Source organism: Actinomyces oricola, assembly GCF_004104015.1.
Lineage (GTDB): Bacteria > Actinomycetota > Actinomycetes > Actinomycetales > Actinomycetaceae > Actinomyces > Actinomyces oricola.
This window is the reverse complement of the sequence record NZ_RYFV01000009.1, coordinates 1-23,319: the sequence shown is the minus strand read 5'-3', so window position 1 is coordinate 23,319 and position 23,319 is coordinate 1. Positions and strand designations below refer to the sequence as shown.

The window sequence follows — 23,319 nt, the reverse complement described above, 5'->3', positions numbered from 1 at the left end:
CGCCCAGAGGCGAGCCTCCTGCTTAGCCGCCGCGGCGGGGCCTGACCAGGCCGGCACCCCGACCGCGGCTCATTCGCGTTGCCAGCCACCGGGCACTGAGCGCGGCGATGAGCGCCCCGCCGGGCCCGAGCGACCACCATCACCCAGGAGAAACCATGCGCACCGCCCGCCCCGCCCCCCAGCAGCCCTCCGGCATGCCCTTCGGCAAATACGTCCCCTTCATTGACACCGTCGCCACAGATCTTCCAGACCGCACCTGGCCCTCCAAGCGGATCACTCAGGCGCCCCGCTGGCTGTCCACCGACCTGCGCGACGGCAACCAGTCCCTGATCGAGCCCATGGACCCGACTGCCAAGCGCGCCATCTTCGATCTGCTGGTATCCATGGGCTTCAAGGAGATTGAGGTCGGCTTTCCAGCCGCCTCCCAGACCGACTACGACTTCGTGCGCTCCCTGGTCGATGACGACGCCATCCCCGAGGACGTCACCATCTCCGTGCTCACCCAGTCCCGCTCCGAGCTCATTGACCGCACCCTGGACGCGGTGGTGGGCATGCCCCGGGCCACCGTCCACCTCTACAACGCCCTGGCCCCCCTGTTCCGCGACATTGTCTTCCGCATGGGCAAGGACGACATTCGTGAGCTGGCGGTGGACGGCACCCGCATGATCATGGCCCGGGCCGAAAAGGTTCTCACCGAGGACACCATCTTCGGCTTCGAGTACTCCCCGGAGATCTTCGTGGATACCGAGCGCGAGTACTCCCTGGAGGTTTGCCGGGCCGTCATGGGCGTGTGGCAGCCCGACGAGGACCGCGAGATCATCCTCAACCTGCCCGCCACCGTGGAGCGGGCCACCCCCAACGTTTACGCCGACCAGATCGAGTGGATGAGCCGCAATCTGCCCCACCGCGAGCACGTGTGCCTGTCCCTGCACAACCACAACGACCGCGGCTCCGGCGTCGCCGCTGCCGAACTCGGCCTGCTGGCCGGGGGCGAGCGCGTCGAGGGCTGCCTGTTCGGCCACGGCGAGCGCACCGGCAACGTCGACCTGGTCACCCTGGCGCTCAACCTTTTCAGCCAGGGCGTGGACCCCATGCTCAATATCTCCGACATCGACCAGGTGCGCCGCATTGTCGAGCGCTCCACTCAGATGGACGTCCCCCCGCGCACCCCCTACGTGGGCGAACTCGTCTACACCTCGTTCTCCGGGTCCCACCAGGACGCCATTAAGAAGGGCTTCACCGCCCGGGCCGCCGAAGTTGAGGCCAAGAAGGCCGAGGGCCTGGATTCGGAGGCCGCTGAACTGGCCGTGCCCTGGTCCATGCCCTACCTCCCCATTGACCCCCACGACGTGGGCCGCTCCTACGAGGCCGTGGTGCGCGTCAACTCCCAGTCCGGCAAGGGCGGGGTGGCTTATCTGCTCAAGACCATGCGCAACCTCGACCTGCCGCGCCGCCTCCAGATCGAGTTCTCCCGCATTGTCCAGCGCCACACCGACACCTATGGCGGTGAGGTCGACGGCGCCCGCCTGTGGTCGATCTTCTCCGACGAGTACCTGCCCGCCGCCTCCGTCCCCGAGGCCGAGATCGCCCCCTGGGGTCGCTTCGAGCTCCAGGCGGCCACCCTGACCAGCACTCATGGTGAGGACTCCGTGCTCACCGTCACCCTCCTGGACAATGGCGAGAAGAAGCTCCTGACCGCCGCCGGCAATGGCCCCCTGGACGCCTTCGTGGCCGCCCTGGAGGACACCGGCGTCAATGTGCGCATCCTGGACTATGCCGAGCACGCCCTGAGCGAGGGCCGTGACGCCCGCGCCGCCTCCTACGTGGAGTGCGAGATGGGCGGCCAGGTCCTGTGGGGCGTGGGCATTGACCCCTCCATTGCCACGGCCTCCTTCAAGGCCGTGATCTCAGCGGTCAACCGCGCCCTGAGGTGAGGCGCCCCTCCTGCTCCGCCGCCGTCACCGGGCGGGCAGGCGGGCGTCAACCAATGCCGGGGGCGGCGACGTGCCAGTTGCCCCCGGGCATGTCACAATCGGCGACGTGACCAGCAGGCTCTACCGTGACGAGGCCGTAGTCCTGCGCACCTACCGGCTCGGTGAGGCGGACCGGATCATTGTGCTGCTCACCCGGGCCCACGGGCAGGTGCGCGCCGTGGCCAAGGGGGTGCGGCGCACCTCCTCGCGCTTCGGAGCCCGCCTGGAGCCCTTCTCCATGATTGACGTCCAACTCCACGCCGGGCGCAGCCTGGACACCGTCACCCAGGTGGAGACCATTGACCCCTTCGGCGGGGCCATCTGCGCCGATTACTCGGCCTTCACCTGCGCCTCGACCATGGTGGAGACCGCTGAGCGCCTCACCGAAGACGACGGCGACCTGGGCACCGAGGGCTCCCCCCAGCAGTACCTGCTGCTGGCCGGCGCCCTGGCCGCCCTGGCCCGGCGCCGCTACGCGCCCGGTCTCATTCTGGACTCCTACCTGCTGCGCGCCCTGGCCCTGGCCGGGTGGGCGCCGTCGTGCTACGACTGCGCCCGCTGTGGAGCGCCCGGGCCCCACGCGGCCTTCCACATCCAGGCCGGTGGCGCCGTGTGCGCCACCTGCCGGCCGGCCGGCGCGGTGGAGGCGGATCAGGGCGCTATGGTCCTGCTCGGCGCCCTGCTCTCCGGCGACTGGTCCGTGGCGCGCGTCTCAACCGGGCGTGAGCGCGCCCAAGCCTCCGGGCTCGTCTCGGCCTACCTCACCTGGCACCTGGAGCGCCGCCTTCGCTCGCTCTCGCTCGTCGAAAGGGCCTGACATGACACCACTCCCGCCCGATCCCGGTCAGGCGCCCGCACCGGTCCCCCTGCACCGCGAAGGCCTGACCCCGCCGGTGCTGGACGCCGGGGCGCGCCCGGCACATGTCGCCATTGTTATGGACGGCAACGGCCGCTGGGCCAACCAGCGGGGCCTGCCGCGCACCGAGGGCCACCGGGTGGGGGAGTCCACCATGATGGACGTCATTGCCGGGGCCGTGGAACTGGCCATCCCCGAGTTGAGCGTCTACGCCTTCTCCACTGAGAACTGGAAGCGCTCACCGGCGGAGGTCCGCTTCCTCATGGGCTTCACCCGCACCGTCCTGCGCGCCCAGACCGACGACCTGCACCGCTGGGGCGTCCAGGTGCGCTGGGTGGGTCGCGAGCCGCGCCTGTGGAAGTCGGTGCTCTCCGAGGTCCGCCGGGCCGAGCGCATTACCGCGGGCAACACCGGCACCGTGCTCAATATGTGCTTGAACTACGGGGGGCGTGCGGAGATCGCCGACGCCGCCCGCGCCATGGCCGAGGACGTCGCCGCAGGACGGCTCAAGCCCTCCTCCATTACCGAGAAGACCATTAGTCGTTACCTGTACTCCCCGCGGATGCGTGAGGTCGACCTGTTCATCCGCACCGGGGGGGAGCAGCGCACCTCCAATTTCCTCATGTGGTCCTCGGCCTACGCCGAACTCTACTTCTCCGACCTGGCCTGGCCCGATTTCGACCGCTGCGAGCTGTGGCGCGCCTGCCAGGCCTATGCCGGGCGTGAGCGCCGTTTCGGGAACGCCGTGGACGCGGTCACCGGCACCCGGTGACCGCCTCCACGCTCAACGCCGGCGCCCGGGGGGAGCGCCGCCCTCAGCCGCGATTGCCCGACACCGGCGCGTGAACCGCATCCAGGCGCGGGGTTCCCCCCGGGTCCAGGGGACGACCGGCACCCATCTCGGAGCGCAGGTGGGCCACGACGGCGTCCAGGCTGCCGGTGCGCTGGGCGACCGCCCGCTGACGCTCGTAGCCCACGCCCCCGGCGAGGATCCCGACAATGGCGTCCAGGTCGCCGGCGCACCCCAGGTCGGCGGCCACCGGCTCCAGGCGAGCCACGAGCGCCGGCAGGCGCAGGCGCACCGGCTCCTGACGCCCGCGAGCGTCCTCGATGAGAACGGCGTCCATGCCGTAGCGCGCCGAACGCCACTTGTTGGCGGTCACGAAATGGTGGGGGAGCACCTTCGGGAGGTCGCCGGCGTCCAGGGCCCGGGAGGCGTCTTCGACCAGGCAGTGGATGAGGGCCGCCACCGCCCGCAACTCGAGCATATTGGAGGCCGCGTCACAGACGCGGACCTCCACCGTGCCCAGGCGCGGGGCGGGCCGCAGATCCCAGCGCAGCTCACTAATGTCGCCAATAGCGCCCACGCGGGTCAGGCCCGCCACCAGCTCCTCCAACTCGGCCAGGTTGGTGAAGGGCTCAGGCAGGCCCGCATTGGGCAACTGCTGGAACATCATGGCCCGGTTGTCGGCAAAACCGGTGTCCAGACCGTCCCAGAAGGGGGAGGAGGCGGACAGGGACTGGATATGCCCCAGATAGGTGGCCAGGTGCCGCATGATCGGCACAACCTTGGCCCGGTCCTCCACCCCCACGTGCACGTGGGTGCCGAAGATGAGCATCTGGCGGCCCCAGTACTGGGTGCGCTCGACGAGCTCGCTATAGCGCTCAGTCTCGGAGACGGCCTGGGCGCCGGGCTCGGCGAAGGGGTGGGAGCCGGCGCCGGCCAGTTCCACCCCGTGTTCAGCCAGGACCGGGGCCAGAAGGTCGAGGGCCTCCTGAAGATCCTGCGCACAGCCGGCCACGGTGGTGCGCTTGCGTGAGACCAACTCAATGGTGTTGCGCAACATCTCCTGGTGGATGAGGCCGTTTCCCGGCGCTCGATGCTCCACCTCCTGGAGAAGCTGCGGGGCCACGGGGGACAGGTCCCCGGCGGGGTCCAGGATTTGGAGCTCCCACTCCACTCCAATGGTGGAACGTTGGGAGCGGGCGAAGTCCAGGGCCATAGTCAGTTCCCGACCGGGCGGCGATAACGCTCCACGAAATCGGTCACCAGCCGGTTGGCGGCGGTGACGTCAGCGGAGTCGCAGCGTTCCAGGACGGCGGCGCGCTCCGCGGCCGGGTAGTAGGTATCCCCGTAGGCCTCAATGCGCACCCGCATCCCCGCGGTGGTGATCTCCGGGTGGAACTGGGTGCCGTAGACATGACGCCCCCAACGCACCATCTGGATGGGGCAGCGTCGGCCAGTGGCCAAGACGACGCCGTCGCCCGGCAACTCGCCCACGGACTGGGAGTGGCCGACGTAGGCGCGGAAAGTACTGGTCAGGTTGCGGGTCAATGGATCCCGGCGGCCGGCCTCAGTGACGGTCATGGTGGGCGCCTGAAGGTCCTCGCCGACGTCGTCGCGCAAGGTGCCGCCCAAGGCCAGGACAATGGCCTGCAGCCCGAAGCACAGTCCGAGGGTGGGCACGTCTTCGGCGACCAGGCGCGCCGCCAGGCGCAGCACCCGCTCGGTCAGGCGCCGCTGCTCGGGGGCGGGGTCCTGGTGGTGGTGCCCGAACCCGAAGGGAGAGCCGGTGATAATGACCCCCGAGTAGTCCCGCGCCAGATCCAGGTCGGCCGGGTCGGGGGCCCCGGCGTCCAGCAGTGAGACCAGGGTCAGGTCGTGGAGCGGATGCAGGGCGCCCCACTGGGAGATCATGGCCTGCTCATCGGCCGCGATTGTCCCAGGGGGGCGGCACACGGCCATGAGGAAGGGGGCGGTCATGCAGGTGGAGAACGCGGGCGACAAAGTGCCCGCAGGGGCCAAGGTCGTCAGTGTCTCGCTCACCCTGGCAGCCTAGCCCCTGCCCGCCAATGAGCCGATATGGCGCCCGCTATCCGGGCCCCGAGCCCCGCCCGGCAGCCGCTGGCAGCACTCCTGTGGCGCCACTGTTGTGGCGCCACAGCGGCCGGCGGATCTCCAGGGGGGAGGGACATGCCGGCCCCGGGCACCGGCGCCGCCCCGCGCCGCCGGCCCCGGTCTTAGGCCTGCGGGTACCCCCGGCACAGCACCTACCGTGCCGGACCTACCGTGCCGGGCACGAGGCCGTCCCCTCAGGTCCGCGAGCACTCCTGGCACAGGCCGAACAGTTCGGCGGTGTGGCTAATATCGGTGAAGCCGTGCTCGGCGCTGATCCGGGCGATCCACGCCTCCAGGGGCTTGCCGTGGATCTCCACGGTGCGCCCGCAGCGGCGGCACACCAGGTGGTGGTGGTGCTCGTGGTGCTCGCAGGCCCGGTAAAGGTTCTCCCCCTCGGCGCTGCGCACCTGGTCCACCTCGCCGGCCTCCGCCATGGCCGTGAGGTTGCGGTACACAGTGGCCAGGCCGATCTTGGTGCCCTCGGCCTCCAGGGCGGCGTGGATCTGCTGGGCGGAACGGAACTCCTCCGTGCGGGCCAGGAGGTCGGCGACGGCGGCCCGCTGCCGAGTGGCCCGCGGCCGCGGCGAGGTTGAGCCCAGTGTGCTTCGCGTTGTTGAGCCCGCGCTCATCGAGTTGTCGCCTCCTCCTGGCGGCGCCCGCGCACCACCATCCGTCGTACTCCGCTCCCCACGGCTGTGACCGCGTAGGCGGCCACAAGGAGCACCACAATCATGGCACCTGGAGAGGCCGCGACGACGTAGGTGATGGTCAACCCGCTGACGCAGGCGATCACGCCGATGGCCATGGCCAGGTGCATGGTGCGGGAGAAGGAGTGCGAGACGAGCTGGGCGATGGCCACCGGTACGATCATGACTGCTGAGACCAGCAGGGCGCCAACCACCCGCATGGACACTGACACCGTCAGCGCCGCGACCACCGCAATGAGAATATTGAGGGCCCCGGTGGGCAGGCCAATGGACCGGGCGAACTCCTCGTCGTGGCACAGGGAGAACAAAGGACCACGCAGCCCCAGGCCCACCAGCAGGACGGCGGCGGCAAGCACCACCGTGAACCGGGTGTCGCTGACCGAAACCGTGGCAATGGAGCCGAAAAGGTAACTGGTGAGGTTCGTCGTCGTCCCCCCGGCCAGCTTAATGAGAATGACTCCGCCGGCAATGCCGCCGTAGAAGAGAATGGCCAGCGCCACGTCTCCGCGGGTACGGCCCCGGGCGCGGATCACTTCAATGAGCACCGCGCCCAGCACCGAGGCCACGATCGCCCCGGGAACCGCCCAGGCGTCGCGGGGAGTCACATTGGCGGCGGTTCCCACGATCCAGCCCAGGGCCACACCGGTCAGGGAGATGTGCCCAATGCCGTCCCCCAGGAGCGCCAGGCCCCGCTGAACCAGGTAGGTGCCCACCACGGGGGCCGCCACCCCCACCAGGACGGCGACAATGAGGGCCCGCTGCATGAGAGGGCTGGCAAGCATCTCGGACAGGGTCGCGATCACGCGCGGCCTCCGCTCATGCCGGGACGGGTCGAGGTGCTCAGCACCGGGGCGTGGTGGACGCGCGGCCGGGAGTCCCCATGGAGGTGCTCGTGCTCGCAGTCGCCGGGGCGGTCATGTCCGAGCACGTCGTGCGCACTGTGGTCGTGGTGCTCGGGGGACATGGCGGCGGCCGGGGCGTCGGCGACAATGCGGCCCTCGTCCAGGACGACGGCGCGCTCCACCACCTCCGTCAGCTCGCCCATCTCGTGCAGGACGGTGAGCAGGGTCAGCCTCTGAGAGCGCAACTGGATGAGGATCTGCGCCAAGGTTTCGCGGCTGGCGCGGTCAATGCCGGCCAAGGGCTCGTCCAGGAGCAGCAGGTCGGGGCGGCGCACCAGGGCCCGGGCGATGAGGACGCGCTGGGACTGGCCCCCGGAGAAGACCTGGACATGGTCCTTGGCGCGGGAGGCCAGTCCCACGGCGTCAAGGGCCTCCATGGCGCGCTCGCGGGAGCGGCGCCCCCTGTCGGCCCAGGGGCGGCGCGGGCCCAGCAGGCCCGAGCGCACCACCTCCAGGGCGGTGGCCGGGACGCCGGAGGCCGCGCCCACGCGCTGGGGGACGTAGCCGACGCGGTCCCAGTCGACTTCGCTGCGGTGGGTGACGTCACGGCCGAAAAGACGCGCAGTGCCGGAGGCCACCGGGTTCAAGCCCAGGATCGTCTTGACCAGGGTCGACTTGCCCGACCCGTTGGCGCCCAGAAGCGCTACCGACTGGTCGCGACTGATCGTCAGGCTGATGGAGTCCAGGATGAGACTGGTGCCCAGCACTACTGACAGGTCGCGGGTTTCGATGGGGACGGCGGACGACGCCGTCCGGGAGGGTCCGGACGGCGCCGTCGACGGTGGAGAAGGGGTCATGCCATTTGCTCTGGATGCTCTGGATTACTGGCAGCTCAGCGCCGTGCGCAGTTCCTGCAGGTTGGTGGTCATCGCCCCAGCGTAGTCGCTGCCCTCGGGGGCCGACTCAATGGGGTTGAGGACCGCGGTGCTCGCGCCGGTCTCGGAGGCCAGGGCCTCAGCGGTCTCCGGGGAGACGAGCTCCTCGGTGAAGATCGTGGTGGTGCCGGTGTCCTGAACAACCTGCTTGACGGCGGCGAGGTCGGCCGGACTGGGCTCGGAGTCGGGGTCAATGCCGGAGATGGAGGTCTGGGTCAGGCCGTAGCGCTCGGCCATGTAGCCGAAGGCGGCGTGGGAGGTCACGAAGGTGGTGCGCTGGCACTGGGCCAGGCCGGTGCTGTAGGAGGTGTCGAGGTCCTCCAGGGTGGTGGTCAGGGTCGCCAGGTTGGCCTTGTAGTCGGCGGCGTTGTCGGGGTCGGCCTTGGACAGGGCCGCCTCAATGGCGTTCGCGGCGGAGACCATGCGCTGAGGATCGAGCCAGAAGTGCGGGTCGAGGGCGGCGCCGTCCCCCTCGTGCTCATGGTCGTGGGCGGTCTCGGACTCATGGGCCTCGGCGCTGGAATGGTCGCCGGCCTCCTCACCGTCGTGGTCGTGCTCCTCGGAGACCCCGTCGTGATGCTCCAGGGAGACCGAACCGGCCAGGTCCACCACCGTGGGGCCGTCGACCTGGGCCACGGCGTCGTCCAGCGAGGGCTGGAATCCTGAGACATAGGCGATGATCGCGGCCGACGACAGGCCGGTGACGTCCTTGGGGGAGAGCTCGTAGTCGTGCGGCTCAACATTGGTGGGCGTCACTGAGGTGACAGTGACATGGTCGCCGCCAATGGCCTCGACGAGGTACTGGATGGGGTAGAAGGACACCGAGACGGGCAGGGTGCCGTCGGCGTTCTTGGCGCCGCCGGAGGTTTGGCCTGAGCAGGCGGTCAGCGAGGCGCCGAGGGCCAGGGCTGCCGTGGCGGCCGCGGCGCGCACGAGGGCGCGGCGGGTGGGGAATTTGAGAATGCTCATGAGAAACATTCTCACTTTTTCGGGTGGTTGCGTCAAATCGCACTCCAGGGCGCCCGTAGACTGTGCCCACTCGTTCCCACCAACCAGGTGCGGACCACGACGAAATCAGGAGATACCCGGTGGCACAGACCCCCTCCGCGCTCGATCGCGTCATCAACCTGGCCAAGCGCCGCGGCTTCGTCTTCCCTTGCGGCGAGATCTACGGCGGTACCCGCTCCGCCTGGGACTACGGGCCGCTGGGCGTCGAGCTCAAGGAGAACATTAAGCGCCAGTGGTGGCAGTCCATGGTCCGCTCCCGCGACGACGTCGTCGGCCTGGACTCCTCAGTCATTCTGCCGCGCGAGGTATGGGTCGCCTCCGGCCACGTCAGCGCCTTCACCGACCCGCTGGTCGAGTCCCTGCACACCCACAAGCGCTACCGCGCCGACCAGCTCATTGAGGAGTACGCCGAGCGCAAGGGCCTGGACCCCGCCACCGTCCAGCTCTCCGACGTCCCCGACCCGGTCACCGGCCAGAGCGGCTCCTGGACCGAGCCCCGCGAGTTCTCCGGCCTGCTCAAGACCTACCTGGGCCCGGTCGACGACGAGGCCGGCCTGCACTACCTGCGCCCCGAGACCGCCCAGGGCATCTTCGTCAACTTTGCGGCCGTCATGAGCGCGGCCCGCAAGAAGCCGCCCTTCGGCATTGGGCAGGTGGGCAAGTCCTTCCGCAACGAGATCACCCCGGGCAACTTCATCTTCCGCACCCGCGAGTTCGAGCAGATGGAACTGGAGTTCTTCTGCGAGCCGGGAACCGATGAGCAGTGGCATCAGTATTGGATCGACTACCGCAAGGCCTGGTACACCGACCTGGGCATTAGCAAAGACAATCTGCGCCTCTACGAGCACCCGGCCGAGAAGCTCTCCCATTACTCCAAGCGCACCGTGGACCTGGAGTACCGCTTCGGTTTCGCCGGCGGCGAGTGGGGCGAACTGGAGGGCATCGCCAACCGCACCGACTTCGACCTGTCCACCCACGCCGAGCACTCCGGCAAGGACCTGTCCTACTTCGACCAGGCCCGCGGCGAACGCTGGGTGCCCTATGTCATCGAGCCCTCCGCCGGCCTGACCCGCTCGCTCATGGCCTTCCTGGTGGAGGCCTACAGCGAGGATGAGGCCCCCAACACCAAGGGCGGGGTGGACACGCGCGTGCTGCTCAAACTGGATCCGCGCCTGGCCCCCGTCAAAGCGGCCGTGCTGCCCCTGAGCCGCAAGGAGGAGCTCACCGGCCCCGCCCGCGAGCTGGCCGCCCGCCTGCGCCGGATCTGGAACGTCGACTACGACGCCGCCGGGGCGGTGGGGCGCCGCTACCGCCGCCAGGACGAGATCGGCACCCCCTTCTGCATCACCTACGACTTCGAGTCGCCGCAGGACGGGGCCGTGACGGTGCGCGAACGTGACACCATGGTCCAGGAGCGCATCCCGCTCCAGAACGTGGAGCGCTACCTGGCCGAGCGCCTTATCGGCTGCTGAGCTGCGGGGGCGCCGGGAGCCCGGCGCCCAGGGCGCGGGCCACATCGTGGGGGCTGCTGAGCCGCGGGGGCGCCGGGAGGCGCGACGGGCCCGGCCCGCCGCGCCTCCCGGGCGTAGCCGGCGCCCAGGGCATCATGGGTCGTGTGACCAGCCACAGGAACTCAGACTCCCGGGAGCCCGACCAGAGGCCCCGCCGGAGGCGCCCTCAGCACCGCGCCGAAACAGGCTCGGGGCCCGTCCCGGCAGCCGAAGACAGCGCGGGGGACCGCTCCCGGGGCGGCCACCAGGCTCTGGGGCCCGACGCCCCCGGCCACACCCACTCCCACTCCGGGCCGCTTAATCTCAGCGCCCTGGAGGCCAAGCGGGTGCGGCTGGTCCTGGCGGCCATTGTGGTGCCCCTGGTGCTTGTCACGCTCGTGGGCCTGGTCGTGCTGTGGCCCAAGCACTCCACACTGGTGGGCTCCCAGCCCTTCACCTCCCAGGAGGCGAGCCTGGAGACCGCCACCATTACCTCCCTGGATGTAGCGCAGTGCCAGGAGGCCAGCGCCGCCCTCGGCGGGGTCTCCGACGGGTCCCTGCTCAAGGACGCCGTGTGCGCCAAGATCACCTCCGGTGCCGGTGCGGGCCTGATCCTCCCGGTCCACATCCCCGCGGAGTCCCGGCCCGCCGCCGGCGTGGGTGACGGCCTCAAGGTCATGTACACCCCCCAGGCCCTGGCCGGGGGCACTCCCTACGTCTTCGTCGACTACACCCGCGATCTGCCCATTGCGGCCCTGGCGGTGGTCTACCTCGTGCTGGTGGTGGCGGTGGCGGGCCGCAAAGGGGCGTTGAGCGTTCTAGGCCTGCTCCTGGCCACCGGCGTGCTGGTGGCCTTCATGATCCCGGCACTGCTGGGCGGGGCCTCACCCATGCTGGTCACCCTTGTGGGCTCCTCGGCGATGATGCTGCTGGCCGTCTACGTCGCCCACGGTGTCTCGGTGCGCACCACGACCGCGCTGCTGGGCACGGTTGTCGGCGTGGGCATTACCGTCGTGCTGTCTTTGTGGGGCACCGGGGCCGCCAACCTCACTGGCGCCGTCGATGAGACCGCCATGACTCTGGCCTCCCTGGTGGAGGGCATTGACCTGCAAGCGCTGCTGACCTGCGGCATGGTGGTGGCCGGTCTCGGCGTCCTCAACGACGTCACCATTACCCAGGCCTCGGCCGTCTGGGAACTGCACGCCGCCAACCCCGCCCTGGCGCGCCGTCGGCTTTTCATTGGCGGCATGAGGATTGGGCGCGACCATATCGCTTCAACCGTCTACACCCTGGCCTTCGCCTACGCGGGCACGGCCCTGCCGCTCATCCTCTCCGCGGCGCTGATCGACCGGGCGGTGATGGACACTGTGCTCAGCGGTGAGATTGCCGAGGAGATAGTGCGCACGCTGGTGTCGTCCATCGGCCTGGTGCTCTCCATCCCGGCGACCACCGCCATTGCCGCCGCCCTGTGCCGCACCACCGCAGTGCCTGAGGAGGCCTGAGCCCACTCGCGCCCGCCCGGCCGCCTGCGCGCCCGGCCGCCCGGTCCCGCCCCTCGCGCTCTCCTCGCGCGCCTGGCCGCCCTCCCCTCCAACGAAATCCTCACAGCACACCACCCCGGGACGTTGTGCTGTGAGGATTTCGTTGGGGGAGGGGAGGCGAGGGGGGAGGGGGTGGTCAGCCGCCGGAGACATCCACTTCGGCCTCGGCGAGCACTCCCCGGTCCGACTCGTTGAGGTAGGGGGAGTCCAGCCAGCCGTCGGGGAGGCGGGGAGTCCGGGGGCTGCCCGCCCGTCCACGGGGCCCCTCGGCCGCCTCGCCCGGGAAGGGGACCCTTGACGGCAGACGGGAGCGCATGGCCGTCAGGGCCGCGTCGAGTTCCGCCAGACTCCGCACCTGCATGAGCGAGGCGCGGGCGGCTCCGCCCACCGGGTAGCCCCGGAGGTACCAGCCCACGTGCTTGCGCAGATCCCGCACGCCCCGGTCCTCACCCATCTCCTCGGCCAGCATTCGGCCGTGCTCGCGGATCACCGCGATCACCCTGTCCAGGTCGGGCCGGATGCGCTCGCTGCGGCCGTGCAGGGCCGCCACAATGTCCGCGAACAGCCACGGCCGCCCCTGGCAGCCGCGCCCCACGACGACCCCGTCGCAGCCGGTGGTGCGCATTATCTCCACCGCGTCGTCTCCGCTCCACACGTCCCCATTGCCCAGCACGGGCAGGGCGGTGGCCTCCTTGAGCCGGGCGATCTGGTCCCAACGGGCCTGTCCCGAGTAGTGCTGGCGGGCGGTGCGGGCGTGCAGGGCCAGCGCCGCAATACCGGCGTCGGCGGCCGCCCTGGCCGCGTCCAGGAAGGTCTCGTGCTCCTCATCAATCCCCAGGCGCATCTTGATCGTCACCGGGACCTCGCGCTCGCGCCGCCCAGAGTGCGCCGCCTGCTGCGAGGACCGCACCGCGGCGCGCATGATCGCCGCCAGCAGGTCCCGCTTCCAGGGCAGCGCCGCGCCTCCGCCCTTGCGGGTCACCTTGGGCACGGGGCAGCCGAAGTTGAGGTCAATGTGGTCGGCCAGGTCCTCCTCCACCAGGATCCGCACCGCGGCCGCCACCGTGTCCGGGTCCACGCCGTAGAGCTGGATGGAGCGCACCCGCTCGGTCGGGTCGGTGCGCACCATCGCCAGGGTCTTGGCGTTGCGCTCCACCAGGGCGCGAGTAGTGACCATCTCGGTGACATACAGGCCCGCGGGTGCGACCAGGGCGCCGCCGGCAACTACCGGTCCGGGGCTGCTCGGGTGCAGGTCCTCGGGCAGCGTCCCCTCGGCGAAGAGCCGGCACAGGCGCCTGAAGGACGCATTGGTCACCCCGGCCATTGGAGCGAGCTCGACCGGCGTGGCTATCTCCAACGGGCCGAGGCGCAGCGCCGTCACCCCTGGGGGCGGGCCGCCGGCGGGAGCGGCCGGAGCGCCGGCGGGGCCGGACCCCCGAGGGTGAGAGGACGGCAGCGGGTCCGGGGCATTGTCAGGGCTCACAGAGCGCGCAGGGCTCTCAGGGCGCTCGGGGCTCCCGGCGGCGGTGCGGTCAGCGGTGGAGGTCACCGCACCATGCTGGCATAGCTCGCGACCGGGGGCCCGGCCCCGCCCCTGGCCGTAGACGGCGCGCATCACCGCTTCAGCGGCCCCGGCCCCCCTTCCGCCCCTGGTCATAGGCTGGGCCGGTGAGCACCCAGCACAGCGTGCAGGCCGCCTCCGGCCTCCTTGCAGGGCGGACGGTCCTTCTCACCGGCGTTCTGCGGCCCTCCTCCATTGCCGCGTCCATTGCCGCCGCCGCCCACGACCAGGGCGCCCGCGTGATCCTCACCGCCGTGCCGCGCACCCTGGCACTGACCGGCTCGGTGGCGGGTCGCCTGGGCCTGCCCGATCCGCCCGTCCCCCTGGACGTGACCGACCCCTCCGGTCTGGCCGCCCTGCCGGGACGGCTGGCGGGACTGGGGGTGGTTGACCTGGATGGCATTGTCCACGCCATTGCCCACGCCGGCCCCGAACTCCTGGGGAGAATCCTCCCCGGCGCCACCCGGCCCCCGGCTCGGCCCACGGATGCCACGGGGCTCGCATTGGGGGCTGGGGAAGAGCCGCGTCTTTTGGCTCAAACCGCTGAGGCGATCCGGGCGGGGAGGGAACCCGGAGCGCCCGAGGGCCAGGGCGGCTTAGAGCGGGCCCGCGACCTGGAGCGCGCCTTCACCACCTCGACCGCCTCGCTGCCCGCGCTGGTCGGCGCCCTACTCCCACTCCTATCCCGGGACGCGAGTGTTGTGGCGCTCAGCTTCGACACCAGCCGCATCCACCCCGGCTACGGCTGGATGGGTCCCCTCAAGGCGGCCTTGGAGGCCAGTGTCCGCTCCCTGGCAGTTGAACTGGGCCCCAGCGGCATACGCGTCAACGCCCTGTCCACCGGGCCGCTGCGCACCCCCGCCGCCAGCGCCATCCCCGACTTCGAGCTCCTGGCCAACAAGTGGGTACGCCGGGCTCCGCTCGGTTGGGATCCTGACGACGCCGAGGCTGTCGCCCGCAGCGCCGTCGTCCTGCTCTCCAATTGGCTGCCGGCCACCACCGGGCAGGTGATTCGCGCTGACGGTGGCGCCGGCCTGTTGGACGGGTAGGCGCCGGGCTCGGCCCGGGTGCGGATGGAGCCTGCTGGTGCCGTAAAGTGGCGGTGTGACGACACTGACCTCTGGGGCCCGCACGCTGGTGCTTGTTCGCCACTCCAAGGCCTCTCACCAAGCCCCTACTGATCTCGAGCGCCCCCTGACCTCCAAGGGGCGCACCCTGGCCGACAAGCTCGCCCGGCAGATGAGCGGGCGCCTCAGCCGTGTCGATCTGCTTCTGGTCTCCCCGGCGGCCCGCGCCCGTCAGACGGCGCGGCCCATGCAGCACCGCCTAGACCCTGGGGACATCCGTGTTGAGCCGGAGATCTACCACCGCGGCCCCATGGGGATCCTCCACCTCCTGGAGGAGGTGGAGGAGGCCTCGCGCACCGTGATGGTCGTCGGGCATGAGCCCACCATGTCGATTCTGGCCCACATGCTCCATGACGCCGACGACGATCTGGCCAGCCAGGTCTCTTTCGGTGTGCCCACCGCCACCGCCCTCATTATGGAGGTGCCCGGCGCCTGGGCGGCCCTGGGTCCCAACCAGGCGCATCTGGTGGACATTGTCACCGCCCCGCGCTAGACGGCCCGCGGCGCGCCAACGCGGACGCACCCAGGGCCGGCCGCATCAACCCCCTATCAGCTCCAGGACTGCCCTCAGGTCGCGGACGTGGACCGCGGCCGGGGCGCGGGCGGTGACCAGGGGCTTGGCGCAGAAAGCCACCCCCAGGCCCGCGGCGCCAATCATGTCCAGGTCGTTGGCGCCGTCCCCCACGGCAATAGTGCGATTCATGGGCACGCCGTTGGCCCGGGCCCAGGCGCGCAGACAGCGCTCCTTGACCTGACGGTCCACGATCCGTCCCCGGACTTTTCCGGTGAGCGCGCCATGGGAGCACTCCAGGCGGTTGGCGGCGATGTGGTCAATGCCCAGGCGCTCGGCCAAGGGCACCACAACCTCCTCAAACCCCCCTGAGACCACGCCCACCCGGCAGCCGCGGCCGTGCAGGGCGTCAATGAGCTCCACGGCCCCGGGGGTCAACCGGATCTCGGCCAGCACCTCGGCGAAGACTGACACCGGCACGCCGGCGAGGGTGGCGACCCGCTCGCGCAGGGAGGCGGCGAAGTCCAACTCACCACGCATTGCCCGCGCCGTGACCGCAGCGACCCGCTCACGAATACCCGCCCGTTCGGCCAAGAGTTCAATGACTTCCTGCTCGATGAGCGTGGAGTCGACGTCCATGACCAGCAGGCCCGGACCGTCCTCGAGCAGGGGGCCGCTGGTGAGGGCGCCGCTGACGCGGCCCATCGTATGCGTCATGACCGCATGCTATCTGGGCGCCACCGGCCTGGCCGGCCGCTGCGGCCCGGACCCGTCCGTTGAACTCAACCGGGTGGGCGCGAACGCGCGACTGGGCGCCGCCGTCGAGCACAAGGCTCAGTAGCGGCGCCCAGGGCGACTGGGGTTCTCCAGTCCAGCGCGATCGACTCAGCGGGAGACGGTCTGCCCCTTGGCGACGACCGTAATGCCGGATTCGGTCACCGTGAAGCCGCGCTCACGGTCGTGGTCGGCATCAATGCCAACCATGGCGCCCTCCTCAACAACCACGTGCTTGTCGAGGATTGCGCGGGCGACCACGGCATTGCGGGCCACTGAAACACCGTCCATGAGCACGGACTCGCGCACCGAGGACCAGGAGTTCACGCGCACGCCCGGGGAGAGCACCGAGGAGATGACTTCACCGCCGGAGACAATGACACCGGGGGAGACGATCGAGTCAACCGCGTGGCCCAGGCGCTCGTGGTGGCCGTAAACGAACTTGGCCGGGGGCACGGCGTTCTGGCTGCCGGCGAAGACCGGCCACTGCTCGTTGTAGAGGTTGAACACCGGGGTGACGCTAATGAGGTCCTGGTGGGCCTCGTAGAAGGCGTCCACGGTGCCCACGTCGCGCCAGTAGTCGCGGTCGCGCTCGGTGGCCCCGGGCACGTCATTGTCCTTGAAGTCGTAGACGCCGGCGGCGCCCTGGGCCACGAACCAGGGCACAATGTTGCCGCCCATGTCGTGCTTGGAGTTCTCGTCGTCGGCGTCCTTGGTGACGGCCTCCAAAAGGGCGTCGGCACTAATAATGTAGTTGCCCATTGAGGCCAGGACCTCGTCGGGGGAGTCCGGCAGGCCGGGAGTGTCCTTGGGCTTCTCAACGAATGCCTTGATGCGGCCCCGGTCCTCCGGGTCCGCCTCAATGACGCCGAACTGGTCGGCCAAGGAGCGCGGCTGACGGATTCCGGCCACCGTGCAGGGCAGTCCCGAAGCAATGTGGTGGTCGAGCATCTGGGAGAAGTCCATGCGGTAGATATTGTCCGCACCGGTAATGACCACGTAGTCGGGGCGCTCGTCGTCGAGCAGGTTGAGGGACTGGTAGATGGCGTCGGCGCTGCCCAAGAACCAGTGCTTGCCCACGCGCTGCTGGGCGGGGACCGGGGCGACGTAGTTGCCGAGCATGGAGGACAGGCGCCAGGTCTTGGCAATGTGCCGGTCCAAGGAGTGCGACTTGTACTGCGTGAGCACGACGACTCGGAGGAAACCCGAGTTGATCATATTCGACAGCGAGAAGTCGATGAGGCGGTAGATGCCGCCGAACGGAACGGCGGGCTTGGCACGGTCGACCGTCAGCGGCATGAGGCGCTTGCCTTCGCCGCCGGCGAGGATGATTGCGAGGACACGAGGAGAAGCCATGGACCCACCTTACGGTGACCCGAGCCACCTTCGTGGCCGATTTGGGGGACATCTTCCCGGCCAATGTGACTGACGGTTGGCAGACGGCCCGGTCGCAGCCCGTTTCAGGCGATCCTCAGCCGCCAAAAGCCCCCGCCGCGGCGTGCTTGCGGTTACCGTCGGATGTGGTGGCCGCCCCCACAATCCGGCCGCCCCGATAACGACCGTTGCCGACTGTGCGCTGACGCATGAACGAGGAGACGAGATCCATGAGGGTCGACCTGCTGACCAAGGAGTACCCCCCTTACATCTACGGTGGAGCTGGAGTCCACGTCAACGAGCTCGCCAAGGTACTGCGCCCCCTGGCGGATGTGCGCGTGCACGCCTTCGGCGGCCCGCGCGAGAACGCGGAGCCCGGTGTGACGGGCTACCCCGACGTCGCAGAGCTGGCCGAGGCCAACGCCGCGCTGCAGACCTTCGGCGTGGACCTGGAGATGGCTGCCGGATGTGAGGGGGCGGACATCGTTCACTCCCACACCTGGTACGCCAACCTCGGCGGGCACCTGGCCTCCCTGCTCCACGGCGCCCCCCACGTCCTGTCCGCCCACTCCCTGGAGCCCCTGCGCCCCTGGAAGGCCGAGCAGCTCGGCGGCGGCTACGCCCTATCGTCCTGGGCGGAGAAGACCGCCTACGAGGCGGCCGCCGGCATTATTGCGGTATCCAACGGCATGCGCGCCGACATCCTGCGCTCCTACCCGGCGGTGGACCCCGAGCGCGTCAAGGTCGTCCACAATGGCATCGACCTGGCCGCCTGGCAGCGCCCCACGGGCGCTGAGGCCGACGCCCTGGCCGAGGAGACCATTAAGCGCCTGGGCATTGACCCCGACCGTCCCACCGTTGTCTTCGTGGGCCGTATCACCCGCCAGAAGGGCCTGCCCTACCTGCTGCGCGCCTGTGAGCAGCTGCCCGCCGAGGTCCAGGTGATCCTGTGCGCCGGCGCCCCCGACACCCCGGAGATTAAGGCCGAGGTCGAGGGACTGGTGGCCCGCCTGCGCGAGAAGCGCACCGGCGTGGTGTGGGTCGAGGAGATGCTGCCCCGCCCCCAGCTCATTGCTGTTCTGTCGGTTTCCAACGTCTTCGTGTGCCCCTCGGTCTACGAGCCCCTGGGCATCGTCAACCTCGAGGCCATGGCCGTCGACCTGCCCGTCGTCGGCTCCGCCACCGGCGGCATCCCCGACGTCATTGTCGACGGTGAAACGGGCTTCCTCGTCCCCATCGACCAGGTCCAGGACGGCACCGGCACCCCGAAGGACCCGGACCGCTTCGAGGCGGACCTGGCCGAGCGCCTGACCACCCTGGTCATGGACGAGTCCCGCGCCAAGGAGATGGGGATCGCCGCGCGCAAGCGCGTCGAGGACCACTTCGCCTGGTCCGCCATTGCCGAGCGCACCATGAAGGTCTACGACTGGGTGCTGGCCCAGGGCTGACACCGCAATCCCGGGCGCACGCCCGCACCGGGGCCCGACGGCGGGGGACTCACCCCGGCCGCCGGGCCCCGGCGTGTCCGGCTGCTCAGTGACCCGACGGCACGGCCCGGTAGCGGGCCCGGGCGGCGGCGCTCCCAGTGCGGTTCGGGCGTGGGGGCCGGCCGGCGCGGCCGGCGTCGGCTCAGGCCCACCATTGTGTAGCGGCGGCAACACCGCGGCGGGCCACTGCGGCCAAGGGCCGCAGCACCCGCGCGCGGTTGGCGGCCTGGGCGGCGCTGGCCGCGGCGCCGTCATCCGACAGCGCCAGATCGCAGATGGCCCCCAACCGCAGCGAGCGCTCCAGCAGGGTCCGATGGCGCGGCTCCAGGGACGGCGGCAGCAGCCGAGGGTCCAGGTTCGCCGTTATGAGATCGGTGAGTTCATCAGCCAGCTCGGGGCGCCCGCGGGCCAGATCGAGTTCGGTGAGCGCCTCAATGGCCTCCTGGGTGGCGGCGTGGATCTCTCGACGGGCGTGGCCGGCGTCCAGGGGAGGCGCCGGGGAGGCGAGTTCGTGGGCGTGCCACAGTGTGGAGGCGCCGTTCTCCTCGGGCACCAGGAGTACCCGCCGGGGGCCGGGCGCGTTGCCGGCGGTCTCCAGGAGCACGCCTTGGCCGGCGTCAAGGGCGGCGGCCAGACCGGGCAGGGGGTCGGCCGGTGAGACCAGAACCGCCAAGCAGCGCTGTAGCCGCCCCAGCGCGGTGAGCCAGGCCCCCAGCGGCACGGGCCCGGTGCCGGCGGGGGAGGCGGCGTCGCCGACGGCGTGGGGGCCGCCGCGCCCCTGCACCACTGTGAGGCCGTAAGAGGAGGGCACGGGCGCCCACAGGGCCAGCAGGACGCTCACCGGCGGGTCGAGAGGGGTCATCACGGGACGGCACCTTACCTTCGAGATCGCCGCGGGATCTTCGGGTTCGGATGGGGAGTGGGCTCGGCGGGGAGCGCCGGACTCGGCGGGCAGCGGAACCTGCTGCGGAACCTGCTGCCAGAGGCGGTTGTCGTTACGAGCGCAAGATAGGGTTGGGGCCATGACCGCAGTTCTGCGTCTCAATGACGTCTCCCTCCACCGTGGGACCACCCAGATCCTCGACTCTGTGACCTGGGCGGTTGACGAGGGGCAGCACTGGGTCATGCTGGGGCCCAATGGCGCGGGCAAGACGACAATCGCGCGGATCGCCTCGGCCCGGCTTTTCCCTTCTTCTGGCACGGTCGACGTCCTGGAGGAGCGCATGGGGCGTATTGACGTCTCCGAGCTCCATCCGCGTATTGGCCTGTGCTCCTCGGCGCTGGCCGCTAGCGTCCTGGGCGGCGAAACCGTTCTGGGCGTGGTCCTGTCCGCCTCCTACGGCCGCATTGGGGTGTGGCGGGAACAGTACGACGACTTCGACATTGAGCGCGCCCACGCCATCTTGGCCGCGCTCGGCGCCGGCGCGCTGGCCCAGCGGCATTGGGCGCAGCTCTCCTCGGGTGAGCGCAAGCGCGTCGAGATCGCCCGCGCCCTCATGCCCGACCCTGAACTCCTCATCCTCGACGAGCCCGCCTCGGGCCTGGACGTGGCCGGGCGCGAACAGCTCTTGGCCGCCCTGACTGAGATCATTACCGCCCCCGGGGCGCCCACCATGATCCTGGTGACCCACCACCTGGAGGAGATTCCGGTTGGTTTCACCCACGCCCTGGCCCTGCGCGGGGGGCGGGTGATTGGTGCCGGCCCCCTGGACGAGGTCCTCACCAATCAGGTCATGAGCGCCACCTTCGCCTTGCCGCTGGAAATAGCCAAGGACCGCGGACGCTACACGGCCCGCGGCAGGAGAATCACCATCGGCGGGCACGTGGCCTGAGGCTCCCCGCGCACGGCATACGGCGCACAGACGAGCAGACGAACAGACAGGGAGGACATTATGGGTTGGCTGTGGTGGATCGGAGCAAGCCTCATTCTGGGTGTGGTCGAGATGCTCACCGCGGACCTGACCTTCATGATGCTCGCCGGTGGGGCGCTCGCCGGGGCGGGGGCGGCCGCCCTGGGGGTTCCTTTCTGGATCCAGGTCGTAGTCTTCGGCGTGGTCTCCACCCTCCTGCTGGTGGCGGTGCGCCCGTGGGCCAAGGGGCTCCTGACCGCTTCCACTCCGGAGACGCGCACGAACGTCGATGGGCTCCTGGGGCGTGAAGCGACTGCCCTGACCGCTGTGGACATACGCGGTGGCAGGATTAACCTCAGGGGCCATGAGTGGAGTGCTCGCCTGAGCGAGGTCGACGCCTCGGCGCGTATTGAGCCCGGGGGCACCGTGCGCGTGATCAAGATCGACGGCGCCATTGCCGTCGTGGCCCCTGTCAACTGATCGCCAGCCAATCGTCAACTGATCACCAACTGCATTGTCCATTAACTCCGGGAAGGAGACCCCGTGTCCGGTGCGGGCTTGAGTGCCGCGGCATTGACCGTCGGCCTACTGATCTTCATTTTCTTTGTTGTTGCCATCGCTAAGGCCGTGCGGATTGTTCCTCAGTCCTACGCGATCATTGTGGAGCGCTTGGGGAAGTTCCAGGCCGAGTACGGCGCCGGAATGCACTTCCTCATGCCCTTCATCGACCGGGTGCGCACCACGGTCGATCTGCGCGAGCAGGTCGTCTCCTTCCCCCCGCAGCCGGTTATTACCTCTGACAACCTCGTGGTGAGTATTGACTCGGTCATCTACTACCAGGTGACTAATCCCAGGGACGCCACCTACGAGATCGCCAACTACCTCCAGGCCATTGAGCAGCTGACTGTCACGACGCTGCGAAACGTCATCGGCTCCATGGACCTGGAGCAGACTCTGACCAGCCGAGACCAGATCAATGGCCAGCTGCGCGGGGTCCTGGACCAGGCCACCGGTCGCTGGGGCATCCGCGTGAGCAATGTGGAGCTGAAGTCCATTGACCCGCCGGTCTCCATTCAGGGCGCCATGGAGCAGCAGATGCGCGCCGAGCGCGACCGCCGCGCCGCCATCCTGACCGCCGAGGGCGTCAAGGAGTCCCAGATTCTTACCGCCGAGGGCGACAAGCAGTCGGCGATCCTGCGCGCCGAGGGGCAGGCCCAGTCCGCGATCCTCAAGGCTCAGGGGGAGTCCCGCGCCATCCTCCAGGTCTTCGATGCCATCCACCGCGGCAATGCGGATCCCAAGCTGTTGGCTTACCAGTACTTGCAGACCCTGCCCAAGATCGCCAATGGCACCAGCTCGAAGATGTGGATCGTTCCCACCGAGTTCACCGCGGCCCTCGACGGTATTGCCGGCGCCCTGGGCGGCAAGAGCCCCGACCCGGGCTCGGACCCCTTCGGGGCGTCTTCTGAGAAGGTGCAGGTGGATCTGTCGGGCATGGAATCGGGTCTGGATATTGCCTCGGACCTGGCCGGCACCAACTTGCAAGCTCCCGAGGAGGCCCTGGCCGAGGCCCGCAGCGAGGCCGCCTCCGCCGCCTCCCAGGCGGCCCAGGACGAGCGCTCGACAAGGGCGGCCCCGGCGCCCGCCGTCCCGTCCGTGAGCCCGGAGTCCCCCACCGTCCCGGAGTCCGCTGGGGTTCCGCCCACGGTTCCAGAGCCGCCCACCATCCCGCCCACGACGGCGCCGATGATGGGCTACCCGCCGTCTCCTACTCCCGGTCGTGGATCCGGCGGATACCGGCCCGGTGGGGCCCCCACCGAGAGTTTCCCCTCGCGGGGCGACCGCCCGATGTGAGCCCGCCGGCTCGCTGATCGTGCTTGTTCCGCTTGTTTCTCTTAGCGGGAATATGCCCGCCGCGCCTGCGGCGTGCATATTCCCGCGCCTTTTGCGAGCCCTACCAGAGCCGGTTCTCCGGGCCCGTCGGCGGCGAGGGGCCGGCCGTCGAGCGTGACCCGCTCCTGGTCGAGTTGGGGCGCCCCGGCAGGGCGGGGCGGCGCAGGTGATGCAGGTGATGCAGGTGAAACAGATGGCCCCGCTGGGGTGGTAGGGTAAAATCACCGATCGGTTTGACAGCAGTAGAGGTGGATCCGATGCTCAGGGACATGGAGGGTTATTCATGGGGTGTTGTAGGTGAATATGAGGGCTAGTACTGCGGTGATTGTTGTGTTGAATGTGTTCAGGGGTCTTCGGTAGTCGTTGAGGGTTATTCATGGGGTGTTGTAGGTGAATATGAGGGCTAGTACTGCGGTGATTGTTGTGTTGAATGTGTTCAGGGGTCTTCGGTAGTCGTTGTGGAGGATTCTCCAAGTCTTGATATTGGCGAT

At 69.7% G+C, this 23,319-nt stretch carries 23 protein-coding genes; 12 read left to right on the top strand and 11 right to left on the bottom strand.

Annotated elements, in window-relative coordinates; genetic code table 11:
• Nucleotides 1–155: 155 nt before the first annotated feature.
• From leuA to uppS, 3 genes are all read left to right on the top strand, one after another.
• Nucleotides 156–1,934 carry a 2-isopropylmalate synthase gene (gene leuA, locus EUC46_RS05190; protein WP_128773127.1) on the top strand — a complete coding sequence of 593 codons (1,779 nt, stop codon included), beginning with the start codon at nt 156–158 and terminating at the stop codon, nt 1,932–1,934.
• Between the two features lie 106 nt (nt 1,935–2,040).
• A complete protein-coding gene (gene recO / locus EUC46_RS05185) occupies nt 2,041–2,790 on the top strand; it encodes a DNA repair protein RecO (protein ID WP_128773126.1) in 750 nt (249 codons plus the stop codon).
• A gap of 1 nt (nt 2,791) precedes the next feature.
• A complete protein-coding gene (gene uppS / locus EUC46_RS05180) occupies nt 2,792–3,601 on the top strand; it encodes a polyprenyl diphosphate synthase (RefSeq protein WP_128773125.1) in 810 nt (269 codons plus the stop codon).
• Between the two features lie 43 nt (nt 3,602–3,644).
• On the opposite strand, the gene EUC46_RS05175 is transcribed toward uppS, so the two are convergent.
• The 6 genes from EUC46_RS05175 to EUC46_RS05150 all read right to left on the bottom strand — a co-directional run bounded on the left by EUC46_RS05175 (nt 3,645) and on the right by EUC46_RS05150 (nt 9,190).
• Nucleotides 3,645–4,832: a glutamate--cysteine ligase gene (locus tag EUC46_RS05175; RefSeq protein ID WP_128773124.1), complete on the bottom strand. Its 1,188-nt coding sequence runs from the start codon at nt 4,830–4,832 to the stop codon at nt 3,645–3,647.
• Between the two features lie 2 nt (nt 4,833–4,834).
• On the bottom strand, nt 4,835–5,656 hold the full coding sequence (locus EUC46_RS05170; protein WP_241655413.1) for a glutamine amidotransferase-related protein: 822 nt from the start codon (nt 5,654–5,656) through the stop codon (nt 4,835–4,837).
• 266 nt (nt 5,657–5,922) lie between these two features.
• On the bottom strand, nt 5,923–6,357 hold the full coding sequence (locus EUC46_RS05165) for a Fur family transcriptional regulator (protein WP_128773123.1): 435 nt from the start codon (nt 6,355–6,357) through the stop codon (nt 5,923–5,925).
• A complete protein-coding gene (locus EUC46_RS05160; protein ID WP_206645903.1) occupies nt 6,354–7,238 on the bottom strand; it encodes a metal ABC transporter permease in 885 nt (294 codons plus the stop codon). Before EUC46_RS05160 ends, EUC46_RS05165 begins: the two co-directional genes overlap by 4 nt.
• Complete coding sequence (locus tag EUC46_RS05155; protein ID WP_128773122.1) at nt 7,235–8,134, bottom strand: metal ABC transporter ATP-binding protein; 900 nt, start codon at nt 8,132–8,134, stop codon at nt 7,235–7,237. Before EUC46_RS05155 ends, EUC46_RS05160 begins: the two co-directional genes overlap by 4 nt.
• Nucleotides 8,135–8,158: 24 nt before the next feature.
• On the bottom strand, nt 8,159–9,190 hold the full coding sequence (locus EUC46_RS05150; RefSeq protein WP_128773182.1) for a metal ABC transporter substrate-binding protein: 1,032 nt from the start codon (nt 9,188–9,190) through the stop codon (nt 8,159–8,161).
• Nucleotides 9,191–9,300: 110 nt separating this feature from the next.
• Between EUC46_RS05150 and EUC46_RS05145 the strand changes: the two genes are divergently transcribed.
• Nucleotides 9,301–10,692, top strand: a complete 1,392-nt coding sequence (locus tag EUC46_RS05145; protein WP_128773121.1) for a glycine--tRNA ligase — start codon at nt 9,301–9,303, stop codon at nt 10,690–10,692.
• A 290-nt stretch (nt 10,693–10,982) separates the two neighbouring features.
• A complete protein-coding gene (locus EUC46_RS05140) occupies nt 10,983–12,212 on the top strand; it encodes a YibE/F family protein (RefSeq protein WP_241655418.1) in 1,230 nt (409 codons plus the stop codon).
• A 175-nt stretch (nt 12,213–12,387) separates the two neighbouring features.
• Here EUC46_RS05140 and dusB read toward each other — a convergent pair whose 3' ends face one another.
• A complete protein-coding gene (dusB, locus tag EUC46_RS05135; protein WP_421701342.1) occupies nt 12,388–13,707 on the bottom strand; it encodes a tRNA dihydrouridine synthase DusB in 1,320 nt (439 codons plus the stop codon).
• A gap of 212 nt (nt 13,708–13,919) precedes the next feature.
• Between dusB and EUC46_RS05130 the strand changes: the two genes are divergently transcribed.
• Together EUC46_RS05130 and EUC46_RS05125 are read left to right on the top strand one after the other, a co-directional pair.
• Entirely contained in the window at nt 13,920–14,861 is a 942-nt protein-coding gene (locus EUC46_RS05130; RefSeq protein WP_241655411.1) for an SDR family oxidoreductase, read from the top strand.
• Between the two features lie 55 nt (nt 14,862–14,916).
• Nucleotides 14,917–15,432 carry a SixA phosphatase family protein gene (locus EUC46_RS05125; RefSeq protein WP_128773119.1) on the top strand — a complete coding sequence of 172 codons (516 nt, stop codon included), beginning with the start codon at nt 14,917–14,919 and terminating at the stop codon, nt 15,430–15,432.
• A gap of 45 nt (nt 15,433–15,477) precedes the next feature.
• Here EUC46_RS05125 and serB read toward each other — a convergent pair whose 3' ends face one another.
• The gene (serB, locus tag EUC46_RS05120; protein ID WP_128773118.1) at nt 15,478–16,167 is read right to left on the bottom strand and encodes a phosphoserine phosphatase SerB; all 690 of its coding nucleotides are present in this window, start codon (nt 16,165–16,167) and stop codon (nt 15,478–15,480) included.
• Here serB and EUC46_RS13280 point away from each other — a divergent pair.
• Nucleotides 16,166–16,291: a hypothetical protein gene (locus EUC46_RS13280; RefSeq protein WP_277750477.1), complete on the top strand. Its 126-nt coding sequence runs from the start codon at nt 16,166–16,168 to the stop codon at nt 16,289–16,291. The two genes, serB and EUC46_RS13280, sit on opposite strands and share 2 nt — an antisense overlap.
• A gap of 44 nt (nt 16,292–16,335) precedes the next feature.
• On the opposite strand, the gene glgC is transcribed toward EUC46_RS13280, so the two are convergent.
• Nucleotides 16,336–17,580 carry a glucose-1-phosphate adenylyltransferase gene (gene glgC, locus EUC46_RS05115; protein ID WP_128773117.1) on the bottom strand — a complete coding sequence of 415 codons (1,245 nt, stop codon included), beginning with the start codon at nt 17,578–17,580 and terminating at the stop codon, nt 16,336–16,338.
• Between the two features lie 115 nt (nt 17,581–17,695).
• Nucleotides 17,696–17,830, bottom strand: a complete 135-nt coding sequence (locus EUC46_RS13275; RefSeq protein ID WP_277750476.1) for a hypothetical protein — start codon at nt 17,828–17,830, stop codon at nt 17,696–17,698.
• Between EUC46_RS13275 and glgA the strand changes: the two genes are divergently transcribed.
• Entirely contained in the window at nt 17,829–19,046 is a 1,218-nt protein-coding gene (gene glgA, locus EUC46_RS05110) for a glycogen synthase (protein WP_128773116.1), read from the top strand. The genes EUC46_RS13275 and glgA overlap by 2 nt on opposite strands.
• 181 nt (nt 19,047–19,227) lie before the next feature.
• Here the strand turns inward: glgA and EUC46_RS05105 are convergent, their stop codons facing one another.
• On the bottom strand, nt 19,228–19,947 hold the full coding sequence (locus EUC46_RS05105; RefSeq protein ID WP_128773179.1) for a hypothetical protein: 720 nt from the start codon (nt 19,945–19,947) through the stop codon (nt 19,228–19,230).
• Nucleotides 19,948–20,107: 160 nt separating this feature from the next.
• On the opposite strand from EUC46_RS05105, the gene EUC46_RS05100 reads away from it, so the two are divergent.
• The 3 genes from EUC46_RS05100 (at nt 20,108) to EUC46_RS05090 (ending at nt 22,789) form a co-directional block, all read left to right on the top strand.
• Nucleotides 20,108–20,917: an ABC transporter ATP-binding protein gene (locus EUC46_RS05100; RefSeq protein WP_128773115.1), complete on the top strand. Its 810-nt coding sequence runs from the start codon at nt 20,108–20,110 to the stop codon at nt 20,915–20,917.
• A gap of 60 nt (nt 20,918–20,977) precedes the next feature.
• Nucleotides 20,978–21,415: an NfeD family protein gene (locus EUC46_RS05095; protein ID WP_128773114.1), complete on the top strand. Its 438-nt coding sequence runs from the start codon at nt 20,978–20,980 to the stop codon at nt 21,413–21,415.
• A 78-nt stretch (nt 21,416–21,493) separates the two neighbouring features.
• Nucleotides 21,494–22,789, top strand: coding sequence for an SPFH domain-containing protein (locus EUC46_RS05090; RefSeq protein ID WP_128773178.1), 1,296 nt, complete (start codon nt 21,494–21,496; stop codon nt 22,787–22,789).
• The last annotated feature ends 530 nt before the right edge of the window (nt 22,790–23,319 follow it).

Bases quoted from the DNA above. Each gene is read 5' to 3' on its own strand.
- EUC46_RS05095 (WP_128773114.1), top strand. From the start codon at position 20,978: ATGGGTTGGCTGTGGTGGATCGGAGCAAGCCTCATTCTGGGTGTGGTC.
- EUC46_RS13275 (WP_277750476.1), bottom strand. From the start codon at position 17,830: ATGGATCTCGTCTCCTCGTTCATGCGTCAGCGCACAGTCGGCAACGGT.
- leuA (WP_128773127.1), top strand. From the start codon at position 156: ATGCGCACCGCCCGCCCCGCCCCCCAGCAGCCCTCCGGCATGCCCTTC.
- glgA (WP_128773116.1), top strand. From the start codon at position 17,829: ATGAGGGTCGACCTGCTGACCAAGGAGTACCCCCCTTACATCTACGGT.
- EUC46_RS05150 (WP_128773182.1), bottom strand. From the start codon at position 9,190: ATGTTTCTCATGAGCATTCTCAAATTCCCCACCCGCCGCGCCCTCGTG.
- EUC46_RS05100 (WP_128773115.1), top strand. From the start codon at position 20,108: ATGACCGCAGTTCTGCGTCTCAATGACGTCTCCCTCCACCGTGGGACC.
- uppS (WP_128773125.1), top strand. From the start codon at position 2,792: ATGACACCACTCCCGCCCGATCCCGGTCAGGCGCCCGCACCGGTCCCC.
- EUC46_RS05165 (WP_128773123.1), bottom strand. From the start codon at position 6,357: ATGAGCGCGGGCTCAACAACGCGAAGCACACTGGGCTCAACCTCGCCG.
- EUC46_RS05105 (WP_128773179.1), bottom strand. From the start codon at position 19,947: ATGACCCCTCTCGACCCGCCGGTGAGCGTCCTGCTGGCCCTGTGGGCG.
- serB (WP_128773118.1), bottom strand. From the start codon at position 16,167: ATGACGCATACGATGGGCCGCGTCAGCGGCGCCCTCACCAGCGGCCCC.
- EUC46_RS05175 (WP_128773124.1), bottom strand. From the start codon at position 4,832: ATGGCCCTGGACTTCGCCCGCTCCCAACGTTCCACCATTGGAGTGGAG.
- EUC46_RS05155 (WP_128773122.1), bottom strand. From the start codon at position 8,134: ATGACCCCTTCTCCACCGTCGACGGCGCCGTCCGGACCCTCCCGGACG.
- glgC (WP_128773117.1), bottom strand. From the start codon at position 17,580: ATGGCTTCTCCTCGTGTCCTCGCAATCATCCTCGCCGGCGGCGAAGGC.
- EUC46_RS13280 (WP_277750477.1), top strand. From the start codon at position 16,166: ATGACCGCATGCTATCTGGGCGCCACCGGCCTGGCCGGCCGCTGCGGC.